The organism is Paraburkholderia azotifigens (assembly GCF_007995085.1).
GTDB classification, from domain to species: domain Bacteria; phylum Pseudomonadota; class Gammaproteobacteria; order Burkholderiales; family Burkholderiaceae; genus Paraburkholderia; species Paraburkholderia azotifigens.
In genome coordinates, this window is sequence record NZ_VOQS01000005.1 from 1,397,846 (window position 1) to 1,415,756 (window position 17,911).

Annotated in this window: 19 protein-coding genes; 10 read left to right on the plus strand and 9 right to left on the minus strand. The window is 63.2% G+C overall.

What is annotated here, in order from left to right:
• Positions 1-25 precede the first annotated feature (25 nt).
• The 3 genes from FRZ40_RS38290 (at position 26) to FRZ40_RS38300 (ending at position 2,405) form a co-directional block, all read left to right on the plus strand.
• On the plus strand, positions 26-649 hold the full coding sequence (locus FRZ40_RS38290; RefSeq protein ID WP_028366090.1) for a TetR/AcrR family transcriptional regulator: 624 nt from the start codon (positions 26-28) through the stop codon (positions 647-649).
• Between the two features lie 41 nt (positions 650-690).
• A complete protein-coding gene (locus tag FRZ40_RS38295; RefSeq protein WP_147237671.1) occupies positions 691-1,464 on the plus strand; it encodes an NAD(P)-binding domain-containing protein in 774 nt (257 codons plus the stop codon).
• A 374-nt stretch (positions 1,465-1,838) separates the two neighbouring features.
• A complete protein-coding gene (locus tag FRZ40_RS38300) occupies positions 1,839-2,405 on the plus strand; it encodes a hypothetical protein (protein ID WP_147237672.1) in 567 nt (188 codons plus the stop codon).
• 123 nt (positions 2,406-2,528) lie between these two features.
• On the opposite strand, the gene FRZ40_RS38305 is transcribed toward FRZ40_RS38300, so the two are convergent.
• The 3 genes from FRZ40_RS38305 to FRZ40_RS38315 all read right to left on the minus strand — a co-directional run bounded on the left by FRZ40_RS38305 (position 2,529) and on the right by FRZ40_RS38315 (position 5,434).
• Positions 2,529-3,779, minus strand: coding sequence for a glycosyltransferase (locus FRZ40_RS38305; protein ID WP_147237673.1), 1,251 nt, complete (start codon positions 3,777-3,779; stop codon positions 2,529-2,531).
• Positions 3,776-4,423 carry a TetR/AcrR family transcriptional regulator gene (locus FRZ40_RS38310; RefSeq protein WP_147237674.1) on the minus strand — a complete coding sequence of 216 codons (648 nt, stop codon included), beginning with the start codon at positions 4,421-4,423 and terminating at the stop codon, positions 3,776-3,778. Before FRZ40_RS38310 ends, FRZ40_RS38305 begins: the two co-directional genes overlap by 4 nt.
• Positions 4,424-4,516: 93 nt before the next feature.
• Positions 4,517-5,434, minus strand: a complete 918-nt coding sequence (locus FRZ40_RS38315; protein WP_147237675.1) for a LysR family transcriptional regulator — start codon at positions 5,432-5,434, stop codon at positions 4,517-4,519.
• 95 nt (positions 5,435-5,529) lie between these two features.
• Here FRZ40_RS38315 and FRZ40_RS38320 point away from each other — a divergent pair, with 95 nt between their 5' ends.
• Positions 5,530-6,822: an MFS transporter gene (locus FRZ40_RS38320; protein WP_147237676.1), complete on the plus strand. Its 1,293-nt coding sequence runs from the start codon at positions 5,530-5,532 to the stop codon at positions 6,820-6,822.
• Positions 6,823-7,034: 212 nt separating this feature from the next.
• Positions 7,035-8,036: an alpha/beta hydrolase family protein gene (locus FRZ40_RS38325; RefSeq protein ID WP_240057461.1), complete on the plus strand. Its 1,002-nt coding sequence runs from the start codon at positions 7,035-7,037 to the stop codon at positions 8,034-8,036.
• Positions 8,037-8,057: 21 nt separating this feature from the next.
• On the opposite strand, the gene glcC is transcribed toward FRZ40_RS38325, so the two are convergent.
• The gene (glcC, locus tag FRZ40_RS38330; protein ID WP_147237677.1) at positions 8,058-8,855 is read right to left on the minus strand and encodes a transcriptional regulator GlcC; all 798 of its coding nucleotides are present in this window, start codon (positions 8,853-8,855) and stop codon (positions 8,058-8,060) included.
• A gap of 217 nt (positions 8,856-9,072) precedes the next feature.
• On the opposite strand from glcC, the gene glcD reads away from it, so the two are divergent.
• Genes glcD through glcF form a run of 3 tightly spaced genes read left to right on the plus strand, consistent with a single transcriptional unit; the run spans position 9,073 to position 12,921 of the window.
• Positions 9,073-10,572 (plus strand): glycolate oxidase subunit GlcD, encoded by a 1,500-nt coding sequence (gene glcD, locus FRZ40_RS38335; RefSeq protein WP_028366098.1) that lies wholly within the window; start codon positions 9,073-9,075, stop codon positions 10,570-10,572.
• Positions 10,572-11,639 carry a glycolate oxidase subunit GlcE gene (gene glcE / locus FRZ40_RS38340; RefSeq protein WP_147237678.1) on the plus strand — a complete coding sequence of 356 codons (1,068 nt, stop codon included), beginning with the start codon at positions 10,572-10,574 and terminating at the stop codon, positions 11,637-11,639. The genes glcD and glcE overlap by 1 nt, the downstream gene beginning before the upstream one ends.
• 13 nt (positions 11,640-11,652) lie before the next feature.
• Entirely contained in the window at positions 11,653-12,921 is a 1,269-nt protein-coding gene (glcF, locus tag FRZ40_RS38345) for a glycolate oxidase subunit GlcF (RefSeq protein WP_147237679.1), read from the plus strand.
• Between the two features lie 210 nt (positions 12,922-13,131).
• On the opposite strand, the gene FRZ40_RS38350 is transcribed toward glcF, so the two are convergent.
• From FRZ40_RS38350 to FRZ40_RS38370, 5 genes are all read right to left on the minus strand, one after another.
• Positions 13,132-13,395, minus strand: coding sequence for a hypothetical protein (locus FRZ40_RS38350; protein ID WP_147237680.1), 264 nt, complete (start codon positions 13,393-13,395; stop codon positions 13,132-13,134).
• A 131-nt stretch (positions 13,396-13,526) separates the two neighbouring features.
• The gene (locus tag FRZ40_RS38355) at positions 13,527-13,925 is read right to left on the minus strand and encodes a hypothetical protein (protein ID WP_147237681.1); all 399 of its coding nucleotides are present in this window, start codon (positions 13,923-13,925) and stop codon (positions 13,527-13,529) included.
• 8 nt (positions 13,926-13,933) lie between these two features.
• On the minus strand, positions 13,934-14,194 hold the full coding sequence (locus FRZ40_RS38360) for a hypothetical protein (RefSeq protein WP_147237682.1): 261 nt from the start codon (positions 14,192-14,194) through the stop codon (positions 13,934-13,936).
• Between the two features lie 128 nt (positions 14,195-14,322).
• A complete protein-coding gene (locus tag FRZ40_RS38365) occupies positions 14,323-15,087 on the minus strand; it encodes an SDR family oxidoreductase (protein ID WP_205019836.1) in 765 nt (254 codons plus the stop codon).
• Between the two features lie 34 nt (positions 15,088-15,121).
• Positions 15,122-15,535 carry an acyl-CoA thioesterase gene (locus FRZ40_RS38370; RefSeq protein WP_028366103.1) on the minus strand — a complete coding sequence of 138 codons (414 nt, stop codon included), beginning with the start codon at positions 15,533-15,535 and terminating at the stop codon, positions 15,122-15,124.
• Positions 15,536-15,657: 122 nt separating this feature from the next.
• On the opposite strand from FRZ40_RS38370, the gene FRZ40_RS38375 reads away from it, so the two are divergent.
• Positions 15,658-16,362 carry a Crp/Fnr family transcriptional regulator gene (locus tag FRZ40_RS38375; RefSeq protein ID WP_147237683.1) on the plus strand — a complete coding sequence of 235 codons (705 nt, stop codon included), beginning with the start codon at positions 15,658-15,660 and terminating at the stop codon, positions 16,360-16,362.
• Between the two features lie 159 nt (positions 16,363-16,521).
• Complete coding sequence (locus FRZ40_RS38380; RefSeq protein ID WP_051446320.1) at positions 16,522-17,892, plus strand: MFS transporter; 1,371 nt, start codon at positions 16,522-16,524, stop codon at positions 17,890-17,892.
• Positions 17,893-17,911: the final 19 nt, after the last annotated feature.

Consider the following 17,911-nt stretch of genomic DNA (forward strand, 5'->3'; position numbering starts at 1 on the left):
GACTCGTCAGAAAGGAATTTCTCTCATGGAAGAAGCCGTCGATGCCGTACGCGGCTCGGTCGAAATGTGGCTGGATGCCGCCTACGAAAGCCTTCTGGAAAGCGGGGTTGAATCGGTCCGTATCCTGCCTCTTGCAAAGAAACTCAATCTGTCCAGAACCAGCTTCTACTGGTTTTTCACCGACCGCGAAGCGTTGCTGTCCGCGCTATTGAGCCGCTGGAAATCGACCAATACCGGCAACTGGATCAAGCGCGCAGATGCCTATGCCGAGACCGTCTGCGAAGCGGTGTTGAACGTGTTCGACTGCTGGTTCGACGACACGATCTTCGACTCGCGATTCGAAGCCGCGATCCGGAGTTGGGCGCAGCAGTCGCCCGAGATCGCGCGCGAAGCCGCTGACGACGACGAGCGTCGCATCGCCGCCCTCACGAACATGTTCCTGCGCTTCGACTACAAACCGCTCGCGGCGGACGTGCGCGCAAGAGCGCTGTATTTCACACAACTGGGGTACGTGTCGACACATCCCGATGAGGATCTGGCCGTACGCATGTCGCGCATTGCCGAATACGTCGCGGTATTTACAGGCGTGCAGCCGGAAGAGCGGGAGTTGCAGCGGTTTTTCGCCCGCAGGAACCTGAGCGCGGCTTGACAGGAACGGACGGCCACGACTTTCTCTGGAGCAGCGAAACCATGATCAAACTCGGCGTACTCGGCGTAGGGGATCTCACCGACAAGATGATTCGAGGGTTGAGCCGCAAGGGCAGCGGCGCCATACAGTTTCTTCTTTCGCCGAGAAACGAGGTAAAGGCTGCCGCGCTTGCAAAAGATCCCGGCTGCACGGTGATGTCGAGCAACCAGGACGTCGTGGACGGCGCCGACGTCGTGCTCGTCGGCGTGCGTCCGGCACACCTCGCCGAACTGGCGCAGCACGTTTCCTTGAAACCCTTTCAGCCACTGGTCTCCGTCGTGGCGGGCGTGTCGACGAAAGACCTGTCGAGATTGTTTGGGGACCGTGACTATAGCCGCGTGATGTTGTCGTGCGCAGCGGAGATCAATCGATCGACAGTCGCGGTTTATCCCGCCAATTCGAAGGCGGCGCAGTTGTTTGCGCCGCTGGGAAACGTCGTGAACCTGGAGACGGAGCGCGAATTCGAACTCGGCATGATCGCCGCGTGTATGAACGGATGGTTCTATTTCCTCGTTCACGAATTGCAGCAGTGGCTGACTGAGAAAGGCATGCCGCTGGAATCCGCAAGGGCGTTGGTATTCAGCAGTGTCGAGGATTGCGTTGCGTATGCACGCTACAAGTCATCGACGCCAATCGACGTATTGGGGCAATCCATTGCGACTCCCGGAACATACACAGCGGGAGGGCGGGACGTACTCATTGAACATGATGGCTACGCAGCGTGGCGAGCTGCTTGCGATCATGTTTTTAATCAGCTTGTTTGTGACAAGCGGTGAATTGCGCTGCAGTACCGGGTCGCGTCGCCGGAAAATGGATTGGCTTATTGTGAACAAATTCGGATTGTGTGGCCGATGCTGAACCCAGGCTCGCCCTGATTCTAATTCTTCCAACAAGATCGTGATCGGCGTGTTTACGCACGGCCGCTTAACATCGGCGCAGGTTCTCGTCGCTACGGACCACACCATCTTTACAGAATGCGCGCATCCATCGAATGGGGGCGGAAGATTGTCATGCTTTCCCCATGGCAGACGATCATCATCGTCAGATGCCAGGATCACTCGCGCCGGTTCGGTCGCACCGCAGTATTCGACTATCATCTGTGATATTGCGCGACGATTTCATCGCAACATCCGATCAAACAAGGCGCACGATGAACACATCACGGTCCAACCGGGTGCTGCTTTTCAGCGGCCACATGATCGATGCGCCGAACCGCGAAAGCCCGCGCTTCCCGCCTGAGCTCGAGCCCGCAGTCGCGAAGGCGATCCACGACGAGATCGACGCACTCGACACATCCGCTTCCGATATCGCGATCAGCAGCGGTGCCTGCGGCAGCGACATCCTCTTCGCGGAAGACGTGCTGGCGAGAGGCATCGCACTAAGAATGCACCTGCCCTTTTCGGAAGCGGAATTCATCGATAAGTCGGTGTCGTTCGCGGATGCCGACTGGACCGGGCGCTTCGCTAACGTGGCATCGCGCGCGCAGCGCTTCATAGCAACGGAAATACCCGGCGACACGTCCGCCGGTGAAGATCCTTACGAGCGCACGAACATGCGGATGCTCGACGAAGCACTGTCGCTGGGTGGCAACGACGTCGTGCTGATCTGCGTGTGGAACGGTCAAGGCGGCGATGGTCCCGGCGGCACGAAGCACATGGTTGAAACGGTACGAGCAAAGGGCGGTGAAGTTCGCTGGATCGACATTCGGAGGCTCTGACATGCCATTTTGCTTCACTGTGATGCCTTTCGGCCGCAAACCAACGCAGGCCGAGCCGGGCAACGGCCCCGAAGATGCAGACTTCAATTCCCTCTGAGACCGGGCGTTTCGTTTCCTTGCGCATTACGTCGTTATGCTTCGGGAACCGCTCATCATCGCTTCGATCGCAACAACCGCGTCGCGCAGTCCGTCTTCCGGTCTCATCCTGACACCAAGTGCCTGAGCACGCGATCGCACCTCCGCACGCTCCGCGTACTCGATACTTTTCGCAAGCACCGACGCCCGCAACTTCCGCCCATTCAACGCATCACCCGCAACGCCCGCACGCTGCAACCTGTCGGCCCAAAAAAACTGGTCGCCGGCGAAAGGCACCACGACGGAAGGTACGCCTGCGCGCGCTGCGGAATGCGACGTGCCGGACCCGCCGTGATGAATAACCAGCGACGTCCGCGGAAATAGCCAGTCGTGCGGCGTATCGCCAATCACATGGAAGTTGGGCGGCAACGTCGAGATATCGGCACCGCTCCAGCCCGGATTGAACAGCGCCCGACGCCCCGCCACGGCTGCGATCATTTCATTGAGCAATCTCTGCGGGTCAAAGCGCGCCATGCTGCCAAAGCCGATATAGATCGGCGCTTCGCCCGCTGCGAGAAAGTCCGTGAGCGCCTCGCGCGCTACCCAATCGGCAGTCGGGGGCATCCACTGACCGCACATCCGCGCACTCTCGGGCCAGTCGTCCGGTCGTGCGACCAGGCTGGGAGAAATGCCATACAGCATTGGGTGACGTGTCCACAACTTCCGTCGAGGAGGAAGTCCGCAAACGGCAGCACGCGCTGCATTGGTCTTTTCGCGAAACGCGCGCCACAGCATCTGATTGACGAGACGCTGACTCGCGAAGCTAAGGCACTTCGGTATCCACTTCGGCGGCAGAAAGGGCGAAGCAAATGCCGCTGTCGGCGTGATGGGAATGAGCCCTGTGCCGATCGCTTTCACGCCGAGATGTTCGGCCGCGGACAGCCCGACAAACGCAGCGAGTCCTGAGACGATGATCGCGTCGCAATCTTCGCCGGCGCGCACGATGTCCCGCAGCCATGATTCCGCATGCGCGTTGGCGATGTGCGCGAGCGCGCCCGCCATGCTCGCGAATCCGCGCCTCTGTGCTACGACGCTGGAGATCGCATGTTCCCGTTGCAGCAGCCCTTTGATATCTCCCGCGAGCGGGATCGTTGGAACGCCGAGGGCGCTTGCCGTGCCGAGCGTCGCTTGATCGGCAAGCAGGCGCGCCTCGTGTCCCGCGTCCATCAACGCGCGGCACAGCGCCCCCATTGGCCGCGTGTCGCCTTCCGTTCCATACGTTGCGACGGCGAATTTCATGTCTTCTTGCGCCTCGTCGGAACCGCTACGCCGGTATGCGCGGCACCTTCGACGAACAGCTTGACGATCAGCGCGAATTCCTTGCGCAGATTGAGACGCGGCGTAGTCAGCCAGCGCATCAGCGCGCCGAGGTAAAGGTGATGGAACAGCAATGCGAGATGCGCAACGTCGACATCGCCTCGCAGTTCACCCGTGTGCTGCCCCCTCGCGATGAGCAGCGCAAAGCCGCCGACGATATCGCCGGATACGGCATCGCGCTCTTCGCTTTGCGGCGTCTCGAAGCTCAGGAACCTGAAACGAAGATACGGCGAAAGATAATCGCGATGCTTTTCGCACCAGGCGGCCGACGCATTGAGCAGCGAGGAAATGGCAGACACGAAACTGGCCTCGCGTTCGATCTTCGGCTTCAAACGCGCCATATCCGCTTCCAGTTGCGCATGAATCCAATGCGCCAGTACCGATTCCTTGGTCGGAAAGTGGTTGTAGAGCGTTCCCTTCGAAACGTCCGCTTCCGCTGCGATCTGCTCCATCGTCACGGCATCGTAGCCGTGCGATTCGAACAGTTGCACAGCGGTCTCAGCGAGGAGATCCAGCACACGCGCACGCTTGCGCGCACGGCGGTCATCGGCGGGTGGTATCGGCATGGCGAACCTGAATGAACATAGTCCAATTTTGAACGACGTTCAAAATAGTAGGCCGCCAGATTGGAACGTGTCAACGCCGCGCAAATGATCGAATCACGCAAGCGGCAGACAGACCGCGTCGTGTTCCAGCTTTTCGACCAGCGCATCGCGCATCAACGCGACGGGCCGCACGAGGCGCCCTGGCAGCGCGCCATGCACGAGCCACACGTTCAGCCCGCTTCTGAAGTCAGGCACGTCGACGATCTGCAACGCCTCGCGATGCGGATTGCGCGCGAACACTTCGGGCGCAGCGAGCCCGACGCCGAGACCGCGCGCCACCAGCGAAAGCTGCAATTCCGAGCCGAATGCCTCGACGGCGACGTTGAACGGCAAGCCGGCCGCCGACATCGCGCGGCTCAGCGCCGAACGCATCCCGCAGCCGTCCTGGTTCAGCACCCACGGATGGGCCGCCAGTCCGGCGAGCGTCGTCGGCTCGTCGGCAAGGCCGAACGAGCGCGGCGCGACGACCACGGTGGGCTTGTAGGCGAGCAGTGTCGAGGTCAGCCCTTCCGGCAATGGCACGCTTTCTGGCAGCAGCACGACGGCGGCGTCCGCCTTCGCCCGCTCGACCCCTTCCAGCAGGCCCGGCGACCAGCCTGCCGTCACGCGCAGGGTCAGCTTCGGAAAGGCGCTGCGCAGACGATCGATGGGTTCCTCCAGCGCCAGTTCGGACAGAAACGGCGGAACACCGATCCGGAATTCGCCTGCGGGCTCGCTCTCAGGCGATGCGACGGCCATCAGGTCATCGACGGCGCGCAGCACCGTACGCGCAAGCCCATACACTTCGTTGCCCGCTGCCGTCGGCTTGAGCGGCTTGCTCTGCCGGTCGAGCAGCTCGATGCCGAGCGTCGATTCCAGGTTCTGCACACGGCGCGTAAGACCCGGCTGCGTCAGAAACAGTCGCTCCGAAGCCCGCACCATCGATCCGCTTTCCACGACCGCCACGAAAGCCTGCAAGTCACGCGTATTCAAAACAACCTCGCATAAACATTATCGAGATAATTCAATTGTCGCATGACGTCGGCGTCCCTACGATTGTGCGGACCGCAACCTCCCGGAATCGAACGATGACTCAGCCCGCCGACACCTGCCCGCGCAACCTCGCACCGCCCTCTCCGCTGACGCCTGCGCCTGTCGCACAACCTGCCGGACGTACGCTGACGGCGGCCTTGACGGTCTTTTTCGCCGCTGCCGTCGGCGTGATAGTCGTGAATCTGTCGGCGGCGCAGCCTTTGACGGGGCCGGTCAGCCGGGCACTGAATCTGCCGCGCGAGCTGGCCGGCCTGATCGCGATGCTGCCGCAACTCGGCTATGCGGCAGGCCTGCTGCTGCTCGTGCCGCTGTGCGATCTGCTCGAGAACCGGCGGCTGATCGTCAGAACGCTCGCCTGCTGCGCGGCGTTCATCGCACTGGCGTCGCTGGCGCGGTCGGGCTGGCTGTTTCTGGCGTCGGTGTTCATGGCGGGCGCGACGTCGAGCGTGATCCAGATGCTCGTGCCGATGGCCGCCGCGATGGCGCACGAAAGTCGACGCGGCCGCGCGGTCGGCAACGTGATGAGCGGACTGATGCTCGGGATTCTGCTGTCGCGTCCGCTCGCGAGCGTCATCGCCGGATCGCTTGGCTGGCGCGCGTTCTACGGCATCGAGGCGGCGGCCGACGCGCTGCTCGCCGTCGTGCTGTATCTGCGTTTGCCGGATCACGCGCCACACGCAAGCGCGCGTTACGCAGAACTGCTGCGCTCTCTCTGGACACTGCTGCGCAGCGAGCCTGTCCTGCAACGGCGCGCGACGCTGGCCGCGCTCGCGCTTGGCGCATTCAGCGCGTTCTGGACAGCCATTGCATTACTGCTCGCGCAGCCGCCGTTTTCGCTCGGCATGCAAGGGATTGCGGCGTTCGCACTGGCAGGCGCGACGGGTGCGATCGTGACGCCGCTCGCCGGTTATCTCGGCGACCGCGGTGCGGGTCGCGTCACGCAGATCGTCTCGCACCTCGTAATGATCGCGGCCGTGCTTGTGCTCGCTGCTGCCGGCGCGGGCTGGGGCGGATTCTCTCCAGCCGCACATCCCGTGCTGGCGCTCGCGCTGCTGGTCGCTGGCGCGGCAGCGCTCGACGCCGGCGTCATCACCGATCAGACGCTCGGCCGACGCGCAATCAACCTCATCAATCCCTCGGCGCGTGGCCGCCTGAATGCGCTCTTCGTCGGCATCTTCTTTGTGGGCGGCGCGATCGGCGCGGCGCTGTCGGGTGCAGCCTGGGCGTGGGCCGGATGGAGCGGCGTCTGTCTCGTCGCGTTGGGATTTACAGTTGCCGTGTTTCTGTTCGGCTTCGTCGATCGGGCGGCGCGGACGGGCGGACATTGAAGTGAAAGCACTCGCGCGGCGTCAACCTGCAAAAAGGTTCACACTCCTGAGCCCAAACATCGGATATCGGACACCGTCCTGTACCATCGGGAGCAGCCTTTTCGACGAGCTTCGCTTCCATTCTTGCGGGCGATCAACGCGACGGACCTGTTTCGCCCGTAGCGATTGCTCGTCCTGTTGCGCGTGCCCAATGCCGTTCGGCCCGAGCAACGATGACGACGGAGACCACCTTGAAGTTGATGGCCACTATCGCGGTCGTGTGGAGTCTGGTTTGCGCGCCCGTTCTCGCGGCCGACGTCGGCTTCGAGGAAGTCAAGATTTCGAATGGAGCCGAGCCGCCGCTCACCGCCGGCATCTGGTACCCGACCGCTGCACCGGCGACGCCGCACGCCTTGGGCAATGTCACCCAGACTGTAGCGCCGGACGCGCCGATCATGGGTGATCGGCTGCCACTGGTGGTGCTGTCGCACGGCGGCGGAAACTGGTACGGCGGCCATTACGACACGGCCCTCGCCCTGGCACACGCGGGCTTCGTCGCGGCGGCGATCAGTCACGCAGGCGACACGTTCGATGATCAGAGCCGGGTAATGCAGCTCTGGCGCCGTCCCGCGCAGCTTCACCGGCTGGTTGACTACATGTTTCAGGAGTGGCGTGGGCAAGACCGGCTGGATGCAGCCCGCGTTGGCGCCTTTGGCTTTTCCAACGGCGGTTTCACCGTGCTCGTCGCCGCAGGCGGCGTGCCGGATCTGTCGAAGATCGCGCCGTTTTGCGAACTCCACGCGGATCATGATCTGTGCGAGGCGCTGCAGCACGCCGGCGTCGACCTCCGTTCCGCCGCGAATGTCCCCGTCGATGCCTGGGTCCATGATCCGCGCATTAAAGCCGTCGTGATCGCTGCACCTTCGTTCGGATTCACTTTCGGCCGTGCAGGGCTAAGCGGCGTTCGCATCCCGGTACAGTTATGGAGCGCTGAGCAGGATCGACATCAACCGCATCCCGACTATGACGAGCCCGTACGCGACGACCTGCCCCGTACGCCCGGCTATCGCGTCGTTGCCAACGCGGGTCATTACGACTTTCTGCCACCCTGCGATGCGCGTCTCTTACGGATGCGCCCGGAAATCTGCAAGAGTCTGCCGGGCTTCGACCGGGCGGCGTTCCATGAACAGTTCAATGCCGATGTCGTGCAGTCTTTCAAGGCCATGCTGCGATAGGACGCTTCTCGCGCTTACCCATCACTTCCAGCCTTCGAGCCTGAGCGTCGCGCGAACCAGCCGCTGCTCTTCCTGCTCGATCTCCTGCAGGCTTTCGCGCACGCTGTTGATGTGATCGGCGGCCGTCCGGTATGCCTGCTCGGGCAGCTTGCCCGTCACCGCGCTATAGAGCTTCGCATGCTGGCGGTCAATCCGTTTGCGATGCGGCTGCCGGTGATAAAGATTGTTCACCGACGCGAACACCGAACTCAGCAGCAGTTCCGTCAGCGACCTCAGCGTATGTACGAGCACCGGATTGTGCGACGCCTCGCAGATCGCCAGATGGAACGCGTGGTCGAGGCGGGCGTGCGTCGCGGGGTCCGTATCGGTTTCGTGCGCGGCGAGCATTTCCTCGTAACGGCGCGTGATCATCATGTAATCGGCGGGCGTGCCGCGCAGCGCGGCCAGACGCGCCGATTCCGCTTCGAGCATGCCGCGCACTTCGAACAGGTCATAGAGCGTACGCGGCTGGGAAGCGAGCAGATGCATCAGCGGCGACTGCGGCGGCTGCGCAGTCAGATTCGCGACGAACGAGCCCTTGCCGTGCGCCGTTTCGATGATGCCTCGCGCGCGCAGCAGCTTGAGCCCTTCGCGCAGCGCGGTTCTCGATACGCCGAGCTTGTCCGTCAGGCGGCGCTCGGACGGCAGCGCCTGCCCCGACCTCAGCACGCCATCGACGATCAGCCGTTCGATACGCTCCGCGACTACATCGGCGATCTTGCGATCGGCCTCTTTACCGCCCGCTTCCGTTTCTTCAATCACTGGTATGACCACTTTCATGACTGGTTTTTCATGCAACCGATGATACCGCCGATTCGCTTCTATTGACGGTTATCAACACATACGGCGCCATTCTATCAACACAAAAAACTGGTACGACCACTTGCTTCGTCCATCGACAGCACGATACGAAACGGGAACAATCGGCGGCTACACGGATAAGCGGCGCATCACACTGCATCTGCGAAAGCACGTTGCGCGCCCACGGAGACGCCCCATGAGCTATGCCTACGACGAACGGATCGACGGCCCCTTGCCCGCGCATGACAAGCCCGCACTGGTTGCCGAACTTCAACGCCTCGTGCCCGGCCTGCAACTGCTGCACGACCGGGAGGATCTGCGTCCGTTCGAATGCGACGGACTTTCCGCCTATCGCACGACACCGATGATGGTCGCGCTGCCCGACTCGATCGAGCAGGTGCAGGCGCTGCTGAAATTCGCCGCGGCGCGCAAAGTGCCCGTCGTCGCGCGCGGCGCGGGCACGGGGCTGTCGGGCGGCGCGCTGCCGCTCGAACAGGGCATCCTGCTCGTGATGGCGCGCTTCAACCGCATTCTGCACATCGACCCCGAAGCGTCGATCGCGCGCGTGCAGCCCGGCGTGCGCAATCTCGCGATCTCGCAGGCAGCCGCGATTCACGGCCTCTACTACGCGCCCGATCCGTCCTCGCAGATTGCATGCTCGATCGGCGGCAATGTCGCCGAGAACGCGGGCGGCGTGCACTGCCTGAAATACGGCTTGACGGTGCACAACATCCTGAAGCTCGAAGTGATGACCATCGACGGCGAGCGCCTGACGCTTGGCTCCGAAGCGCTCGACTCGCCCGGCTTCGACCTGCTCGCGCTGTTGACGGGATCCGAAGGCATGCTCGGCATCGTCACGGAAGTCACCGTGAAGCTGTTGACGAAGCCGCAAAGCGCGAAGGTGCTGCTCGCGAGCTTCGACGACGTAGAGAAAGCGGGCGCGGCCGTCGCGCAGATCATTGGCGCGGGCGTGATTCCAGGCGGCCTCGAAATGATGGACAACCTCGCGATCCGCGCCGCCGAGGACTTCATCCACGCGGGCTATCCCGTCGATGCCGAAGCGATCCTGCTGTGCGAACTCGACGGCGCGGAATCCGACGTGCAGGAAGATTGCGAACGCGTCGGCGCATTGCTGCGCGAAGCGGGCGCGACCGATATCCGCATCGCGAAGGACGAAGCCGAACGCCAGCGCTTCTGGGCTGGCCGCAAGAATGCGTTCCCCGCCGTGGGCCGCGTGTCGCCCGATTACTACTGCATGGACGGCACGATCCCGCGCCGCGAACTGGCGCGCGTGCTGCGCGGCATCGCGGCGCTGTCGGACGAATATGGCCTGCGCGTCGCCAACGTCTTTCATGCGGGCGACGGCAACATGCATCCGCTGATTCTCTTCGATGCGAACGCACCGGGCGAAATGGAGCGCGCCGAAACGCTCGGCGCGAAGATCCTCGAACTGTGCGTCGACGTCGGCGGAAGCATCACGGGCGAACATGGCGTCGGACGCGAGAAGATCAATCAGATGTGCGTGCAGTTCAGCAGCGAAGAACTCACGCTGTTCCATTCGCTGAAAGCCGCATTCGATCCCGACGGTCTGCTCAATCCCGGCAAGAACATTCCGACGCTGCATCGCTGCGCGGAATTCGGTGCGATGCATATTCATCACGGCAAGCTGCCGTTTCCCGAACTGGAGCGCTTCTGATGCGACGCGAATTCGATTCAATGGACGACAGCGCGCGCCTCATCGCGCAGGTTCAGCGCGCGATCGCCCAGCACACGCCGTTGCGCATTCGCGGCAGCGACAGCAAGCGATTTCTGGGCCGCGACGTACAGGGCGAGGAACTCGATACGCGCTCGCATCGCGGCATCGTCGCGTACGACCCGACCGAACTCGTGATCACTGCGCGCGCGGGAACGCCGCTTGTCGAATTGAACACCGTGCTCGACGACACCGATCAGATGCTGCCGTGCGAGCCGCCGCTGTTCGATGGCAACGGCACAGCGGGCGGTGCCGTTGCAAGCGGGCTCTCGGGACCGCGCCGCCCGTGGGCGGGCTCGATGCGCGACTTCGTGCTCGGCTGCCGCGTGATTACGGGCGACGGCGATCATCTGCGCTTCGGCGGTCAGGTGATGAAGAACGTCGCAGGCTACGACATGTCGCGTTTGCTGGCAGGCAGTTTCGGTTCGCTCGGCGTGTTGACGGAAGTGTCGCTGAAGGTGCTGCCGAAGCCGCGCGAGCGCCGCACGTTCGCGCTCACGCTCGGCGCTGACGATGCGATGCGCGAACTGTCCGCATGGCGCAAGGCCGCGTTGCCCGTGAGCGGCGCCTGTTATCTCGACGGCAAGCTGCATGTACGGCTCGAAGGCGGCAGCGGATCGGTGAAGTCGGCCGTGGAGCGGATCGGCGGCGACGAGATCGACTGCGCGTTCTGGGATGCGTTGCGCGATCACCAGTTGCCGTTCTTCGCGGACACGCGTCCGCTGTGGCGTCTGTCGCTGCCGAATGCGACACCGCTGATGCCATTGCCGGGCGACGTGCTGACCGACTGGGCGGGCGCGCAGCGCTGGCTCAAGAGCGAAGCGCCTGCTGCAGAAATCCGTCGGCTCGCGCACGCCGCGGGCGGACATGCGACGTGCTTCACGCCGTCGCCAGAGCGCGAGCCGTTCCAGCCGCTCGCCGCACCGCTGCTGCGATATCAGCGCCAACTGAAACGCCGCCTCGATCCGAATGGCGTGTTGAACCCCGGCCGTCTGTACGCCGATCTCTGAAGCGAGCGCGCTCATGCAAACGAATCTCGACTCTCACGCGAAAGCTCTGCCCGATGCCGCGGAAGCGGAAAGCATCCTGCGTTCGTGCGTGCATTGCGGCTTCTGTAATGCGACGTGTCCGACGTATCAGCTGCTCGGCAACGAACTCGACGGGCCGCGAGGACGCATCTATCTGATCAAGCAGTTGCTGGAAGGCGAACCTGTCAGCGACAGGACGCAACTGCATCTGGACCGCTGCCTCACGTGCCGCAATTGCGAAACGACGTGTCCGTCGGGCGTCACGTATCACCGGTTGCTGGATATCGGGCGCGCGGAACTCGAACGGCGCGTAGAGCGGCCTGTCGGCGAACGCCTGACGCGCAAAGGCTTGCGCACCGTGATTCCGCGGCCCGCCGTGTTCGACACGCTGCTCAAGGCGGGACGCGCCGTGCGGCCGCTGTTGCCTGCCAGCGTGCAGGCGAAGATTCCGGCGCGCGCCGCCGTGCCCGCGAAACCGCGTCCCGCGACGCGTCATGCACGCCGCGTGCTGATGCTCGAAGGTTGCGCGCAGCCGTCGCTGTCGCCCAATACGAATGCCGCGGCGGCGCGCGTGCTCGATCGACTCGGTATCAGCGTGACGCCCGCTCACGAAGCGGGCTGCTGCGGCGCCACCGACTATCACCTGAACGCGCAGGACGCTGGCCTCGACCGCGCGCGCCGCAATATCGACGCATGGTGGCCCGCAATCGAAGCAGGCGCCGAAGCGATCGTGCAGACGGCGAGCGGCTGTGGCGCGTTCGTGAAGGAATACGGACATCTGCTGCGCAACGATCCCCTCTACGCTGTGAAGGCCGCGCGTGTGAGCGCGCTGACGCGCGACCTCGTCGAAGTGCTGGCGGCCGAGCCGCTCGACGCCCTGCAGCCGGCCCGCGATGCCAACGCGTTGCGCGTCGCGTTTCACTGTCCCTGCACGCTGCAACATGCGCAGAAGCTCGGCGGCGCAGTCGAAAGCGTACTGACGCGGCTCGGCTTCGATCTGTCCTCCGTCCCCGACGGTCATCTGTGCTGCGGCTCAGCGGGCACGTATTCGATCACGCAGCCCGAGCTGGCGCAAAAGCTGCGCGACAACAAGCTGACTGCGCTCGAAAGCGGACAGCCGGACATCATCGCGACGGCGAACATCGGTTGTCAGATGCATCTGGACGGGGCGGGCAGAACGCGTGTGCGTCACTGGATCGAACTGATCGAGGAAGCACTCGATGCGTCGAATGCTTCGATGCGCGCGGCGTCCGAGCCCGCTTGAGCTTGCCGTAGAGCCGACCACTGCAGTCAGCTACGCGCGCCCTCACGCCCGCCGGAAGACGCGCCAACCATGTCGGCTGAGAGCGGCGCCCGTACCTCTAAGCGCGGCCAGCACCGTGTTACGTTGCGCCGCCTTCAGCCCATTGCCGAAGGCAGCCCGACACCGTGCCCGTCAACGCGGTTCGCTTTAGTTGCGGCTTTAGTTGCGGCTTTAGTTGCCGAAATAGATGGGCTTCATTCCCGAGTTCGCATCCGGACGGATCGAGCCCTCGATCTTGTGACCTACGCGGGAAACGGCGTTGCGGAAGGCATGTTGCTGCGTACCCGATGCCGACGAGCCATCGGCGACACCGCCGACATCCGTGCGCGTGACCTGTGCGTTGGCTGCCTCAGCGGCGTCGGTCGATTGAGCGAACGACGAGATGGCAGGAATAGCGAGAGCGGCTGCAACAACGATCGATTGAACGAGTTTCATGATCCTTACCTCCAGGTTTGATGTCTTCGCAAACACCCGTTTGCGTTTCAGTGCTTGCAGTCTAGGCCTGAGGAGAGATGCAATTAAGCCCTCGCAGAACAATTGAATGTTGTCGGAATAGGTACAAACCCTTAGGCACGACCAATCCCTTTTGCCGCATGTCGAAAGGCCTCGACAATAGGGCGAAAAAAGCTGTTGTTATAAAGCGCGCACATGAACACTGGAAAGGCGAGGAGCGATTGCAGGACGCCATAATCCTGCGCAAAGGGAAGTGCCGTCGCGCCGAGCGCAGCCAATGCAGCAATCGCCGCGAACGGCTTTTGCAGAACCATGAAGGTTCGGCGGCGCGTGTACATGAATGCAGCGGCTGTGCCGAACAGGAAGTTGATCGACACGGCGTCGAGCACTTGCACGCCATAGACGAGCAGCAAGACAACTGCAGTCACGGCGCAAAACCGCCAGATCGTCATCAGCAGCGCGAGCAGCGGAAGCAGCGCATAGAAGACCCACTCATAACGCAGCGTCCACATCGCTGTATTCAGGATCCACGACTGCGGAAGGCCGTTAAGGTCGACACGACGCTGGACGCCGCATGCGTCAGGAAGACCGCGAACGCAAGGAAGGCCCGCAGACCGTCCAGTTCCCCGTAACGCCGGCCGTTGCTGAGTTCCTCGATCAAGACACGAAAAAATCGGCTGTGCCGGGCCGCCAGACCTGCAACGACGAAACACGCAACCGTGGTCACGCATGCGGACCACGGCGGAAACTGACTGGCCGGCATAGGGGCTGCGTCGTGCATGACTGCCGCCGCAGAATAGCAGCGGCAACGCTAACGCAGGATATGGCGGCGCACCTGCGCTACGTTTTGTCATCTCAATCGGAGAGCCATGATCGATCCCCTGCTTCGGCCGACCAGACTCGCCAGCTTCACGACGCACTTTGCGAATCCCCGTCGATCGGAATCATCTGGCCGGAGATCGAACGCCCGGCCGGCGACGCGAGAAAGACAGCGAGCGCGGCGGGATCGACGAAGCGCTTGATCGACTGGTTGGCAAGCGCCGCCGCTTCTTCCTCCGCGACGCTGCGCCCGCTGACGGAAGCCCGTCCCTGAAAGACCTGCTGCAGGCGCGGACCGGCCACAGCGCCGGGCAGGATCGCATTGACCCGGACGCCGGATTCGCCCAGTTCGCGCGACAGCGTCTTGGTGAAACCGATGAGCCCCCACTTCGTCGTCGCATACGCGCTACGGTTCGGATAGCCAAAGCGCCCAGCCAACGACGACATGACGACGATCGACCCGGCCGCCGACTTCTTCAGATGAGGAATGGCAAGCTGCGTCACGACGAACGTGCCGTTGAGATTCACGCGAAGCACGGTGTCCCAGGCGTCGGCATCGAAGTTCTCGACGCTCGCTGCAGGTCCGGCGATGCCCGCGTTGTTGACGAGCACGTCGAGGCCGCCCAGTGCCGCGACCGCCTCGGCCATCATCGCTGCTACGGAAGCACGGTCGGCGATATCGCACACACGGGTCATCACGCCGGGCAGTTGCTCGCGGACCTGCTTCAGCGCGGCCTCGTCGATATCGCAGACGAAGACCTTCGCTCCAGCGGCGAGAAATGCTTCCGCGATGGCGCGGCCTATTCCGCCTGCGCCCGCCGTGATGAGCACGCGCTGATCATTCATGGTTGCCATGGACCCTCCTTTGAAGCAGTGATGTCTGCGTCCGTCACGCACAGACCGCGCGGATATAGTCGGGCATCGGCACCGCCTTGAGGCCGCCGTCCGCTCGCCGAACGCACAGCGCCCGCGTTTCCTGGCCCTCGCAGATCAGCGTGTTGCCCCGCATGATGCGATGATGCTGGATGAAAACCTTGCCGCGCCATTCTTCGATGCGGGTATGGATATCGAGTCTCTCGCCATGAGTCGCCGAAGTCAGAAAACGCGTATGAATTTCCAGCAACGGCGGTCCGATGCATTGCGCGGGGTCCGTCAACTCATGCCACGCGGGCAAGCCGCATCGCCTGAAAAAGTGGTGTGAAGCGGCATCCATCCAACGCGAGAAATTTGGAAAGAACACGATGCCCGCAGGATCGCAATCACCGAAATGCACATCGACGCTGTAGACGATTTCCTTGCTCATGAGCCTGAACTCCCGTTTCAATGCAATGATTATTCCCGTGCCGCTCCGGCGAATCTGTCAATCCGGCGACACTCGGCAGCAGCGCAGTGCCGGCATTCGCCCGTAACAGTCAGGAGACGAGGATGACTCGCCCCATACGGATGGCTGCGCCATCGCTCACACTCGATGAGCTGCTGGCTCAGTCGCCCTGGTTCACGTCGCTCGACGAGCCCGCGCAGCGCCTGGTGCGTGCCGACACGTCGGAGCGCGCTGTCGCGACGGGTCAGCTTCTGGGCCGCCATGGCGATCGGCAGCACGTGTGGTTCGGCGTGCTCGAAGGCCTGATCAAGTGGTCGATCACCGCGCACGACGGGCGCACGGTCACGCTGGGCGGACAACTGGCTGGAAGCTGGTTTGGGGAAGGCACGCTGATTCGCAAGGCGCCCCGCCAGTCCGATCTGATCGCGCTGCGCGACAGCCGCGTCGCGCAGATTCCGCTCGCCACCTTCGACTGGTTGCGTAGCCACCAACCCTCGTTCAACGAGTTCCTGCTGATGCAGGTGAACGAACGCCTGCACTGGTTCATGGGCAATGTGGCCGCGTACGGACTGCTCAACACCGACAGTCTCGTGGCCCGGGCGCTGCTGGGCATGGTGCATCCGTTGCCGAATCCGCGTGGAGAACGGTATCTGCAACTGTCCCAGGAGGAACTCGCCAACCTCGCCGCCGTGTCTCGCCAGACGTGCAACAAGGCGATGATGCATTTCAAGGAAGCCGGCCTCGTACGGACCGAATACGGCGGCATCGTCGTGCTGGATCTGCCCGGCCTGCAGGCGCTCGCGCAGTAGGTCCGCTTCCCGTTCGCTTCCTGTCCGCTTCCTGTCCGCGCTTGCGGTCGCGGCCCCGCCGCCGCCTGGCGTTTGCCCTGACCGCAACTGTCGCCGGATAGACAGTGGTCAGAGCGGATGCCCGAAATAATGCGTGTCATACAACACAGGAGACACGCAATGACTCATGCTCGCGCGCTGCCGGCGACGGACGCGGACGGCAGCCCGTCTTCGGCCCGGTCGGCGGAAGATTTCGTCTACCGCAAGATCAGTTGGCGTGTGATGCCGATCGTGCTCATCGCCTACGTCTTCGCTTTCCTCGACCGCATCAACATCGGCTACGCACAGCTTCAGATGAAGCAGGATCTGGCGTTTTCCGATGCCGTCTACGGACTCGGCGCCGGCGTCTTCTTCGTCACGTATCTGCTGTTCGAGGTGCCGAGCAATCTTCTGCTCGAGAAAATCGGCGCGCGTCTTTCGTTCCTGCGCATCATGGTGCTATGGGGTCTCACGTCCGCGACAACCGCTTTCATTACCGAACCGTGGCAGTTCTATGGCGTGCGGCTGCTGCTCGGCATGTTCGAAGCGGGCTTCTTTCCCGGCATCATCCTGTACCTGACGTACTGGTATCCGAGCCAGCGCCGCGGCCGCGTGACGGGACTGTTCCTGTTCGGCATGCCGATCACAGGCGTGCTCGGCGGACCGCTGTCGGGAATGATCATGAGCCGTATGGAAGGCCTCGGCGGCATGCACGGCTGGCAGTGGCTCTTTCTCGTCGAGGGTCTGCCGACTGTCCTGCTCGGCTTCCTGCTTTACCGCATGCTTCCGGACAGGCCGGCTCGCGCGCCCTGGCTGAACGACGCCGAGAAACGGCTGGTGCAGTCGGTACTGGATGCCGACCAGCAGCGCAACGCGCACACCGGACATCGTCGGGGCAAGCTCGTCGTGGCGCTGACGGACGCAAAGACCTATGTGCTCGCTTTCGTCTACTTCTGCTGCGCTTGCGCCGTCTACACGGTCACGTTCTGGCTGCCGACGATGATCAAAGGCCTCGGCATCGCACCGATCGCGACGATCGGCTGGTACACGGCCGTGCCGTATGTCTTCGGCGCCGTCGGTGTCCTCGTTATCAGCCGCAGTTCGGACCGCTTCAAGGAACGCCGCTGGCACGTCGGGGGCACCCTGGCGCTCGGCGCCGCGGCGCTCGCCTCGACCTCCTTTCTCGATGCGAATGTCGTTCCTGTGATGACCCTGCTCTGCATCGCCTCGTTCTTTATCTTTGGCGGCGGTTCGCTGTTCTGGTCGATTCCTCCCACCTACCTCGGACGCGATGCGGCGGCGGCGGGCATCGCGGTGATCAGCTCGCTCGGCATCCTCGGCGGCTTCGTCAGCCCGACCATGATCGGCTGGATCAAGGGCGCGACGGGCAGCATCCAGCTGGGCCTGCTTGCATTGACCGCAGTCGTGATTCTGGGCGGCCTGACGATCCTGCTCGGCCTGCCGAAGAACGCGGTCCGCGTGGGCCCGAACGACAGCACGAGCGGGCACTAAACAAGTCCTCGACCCATTT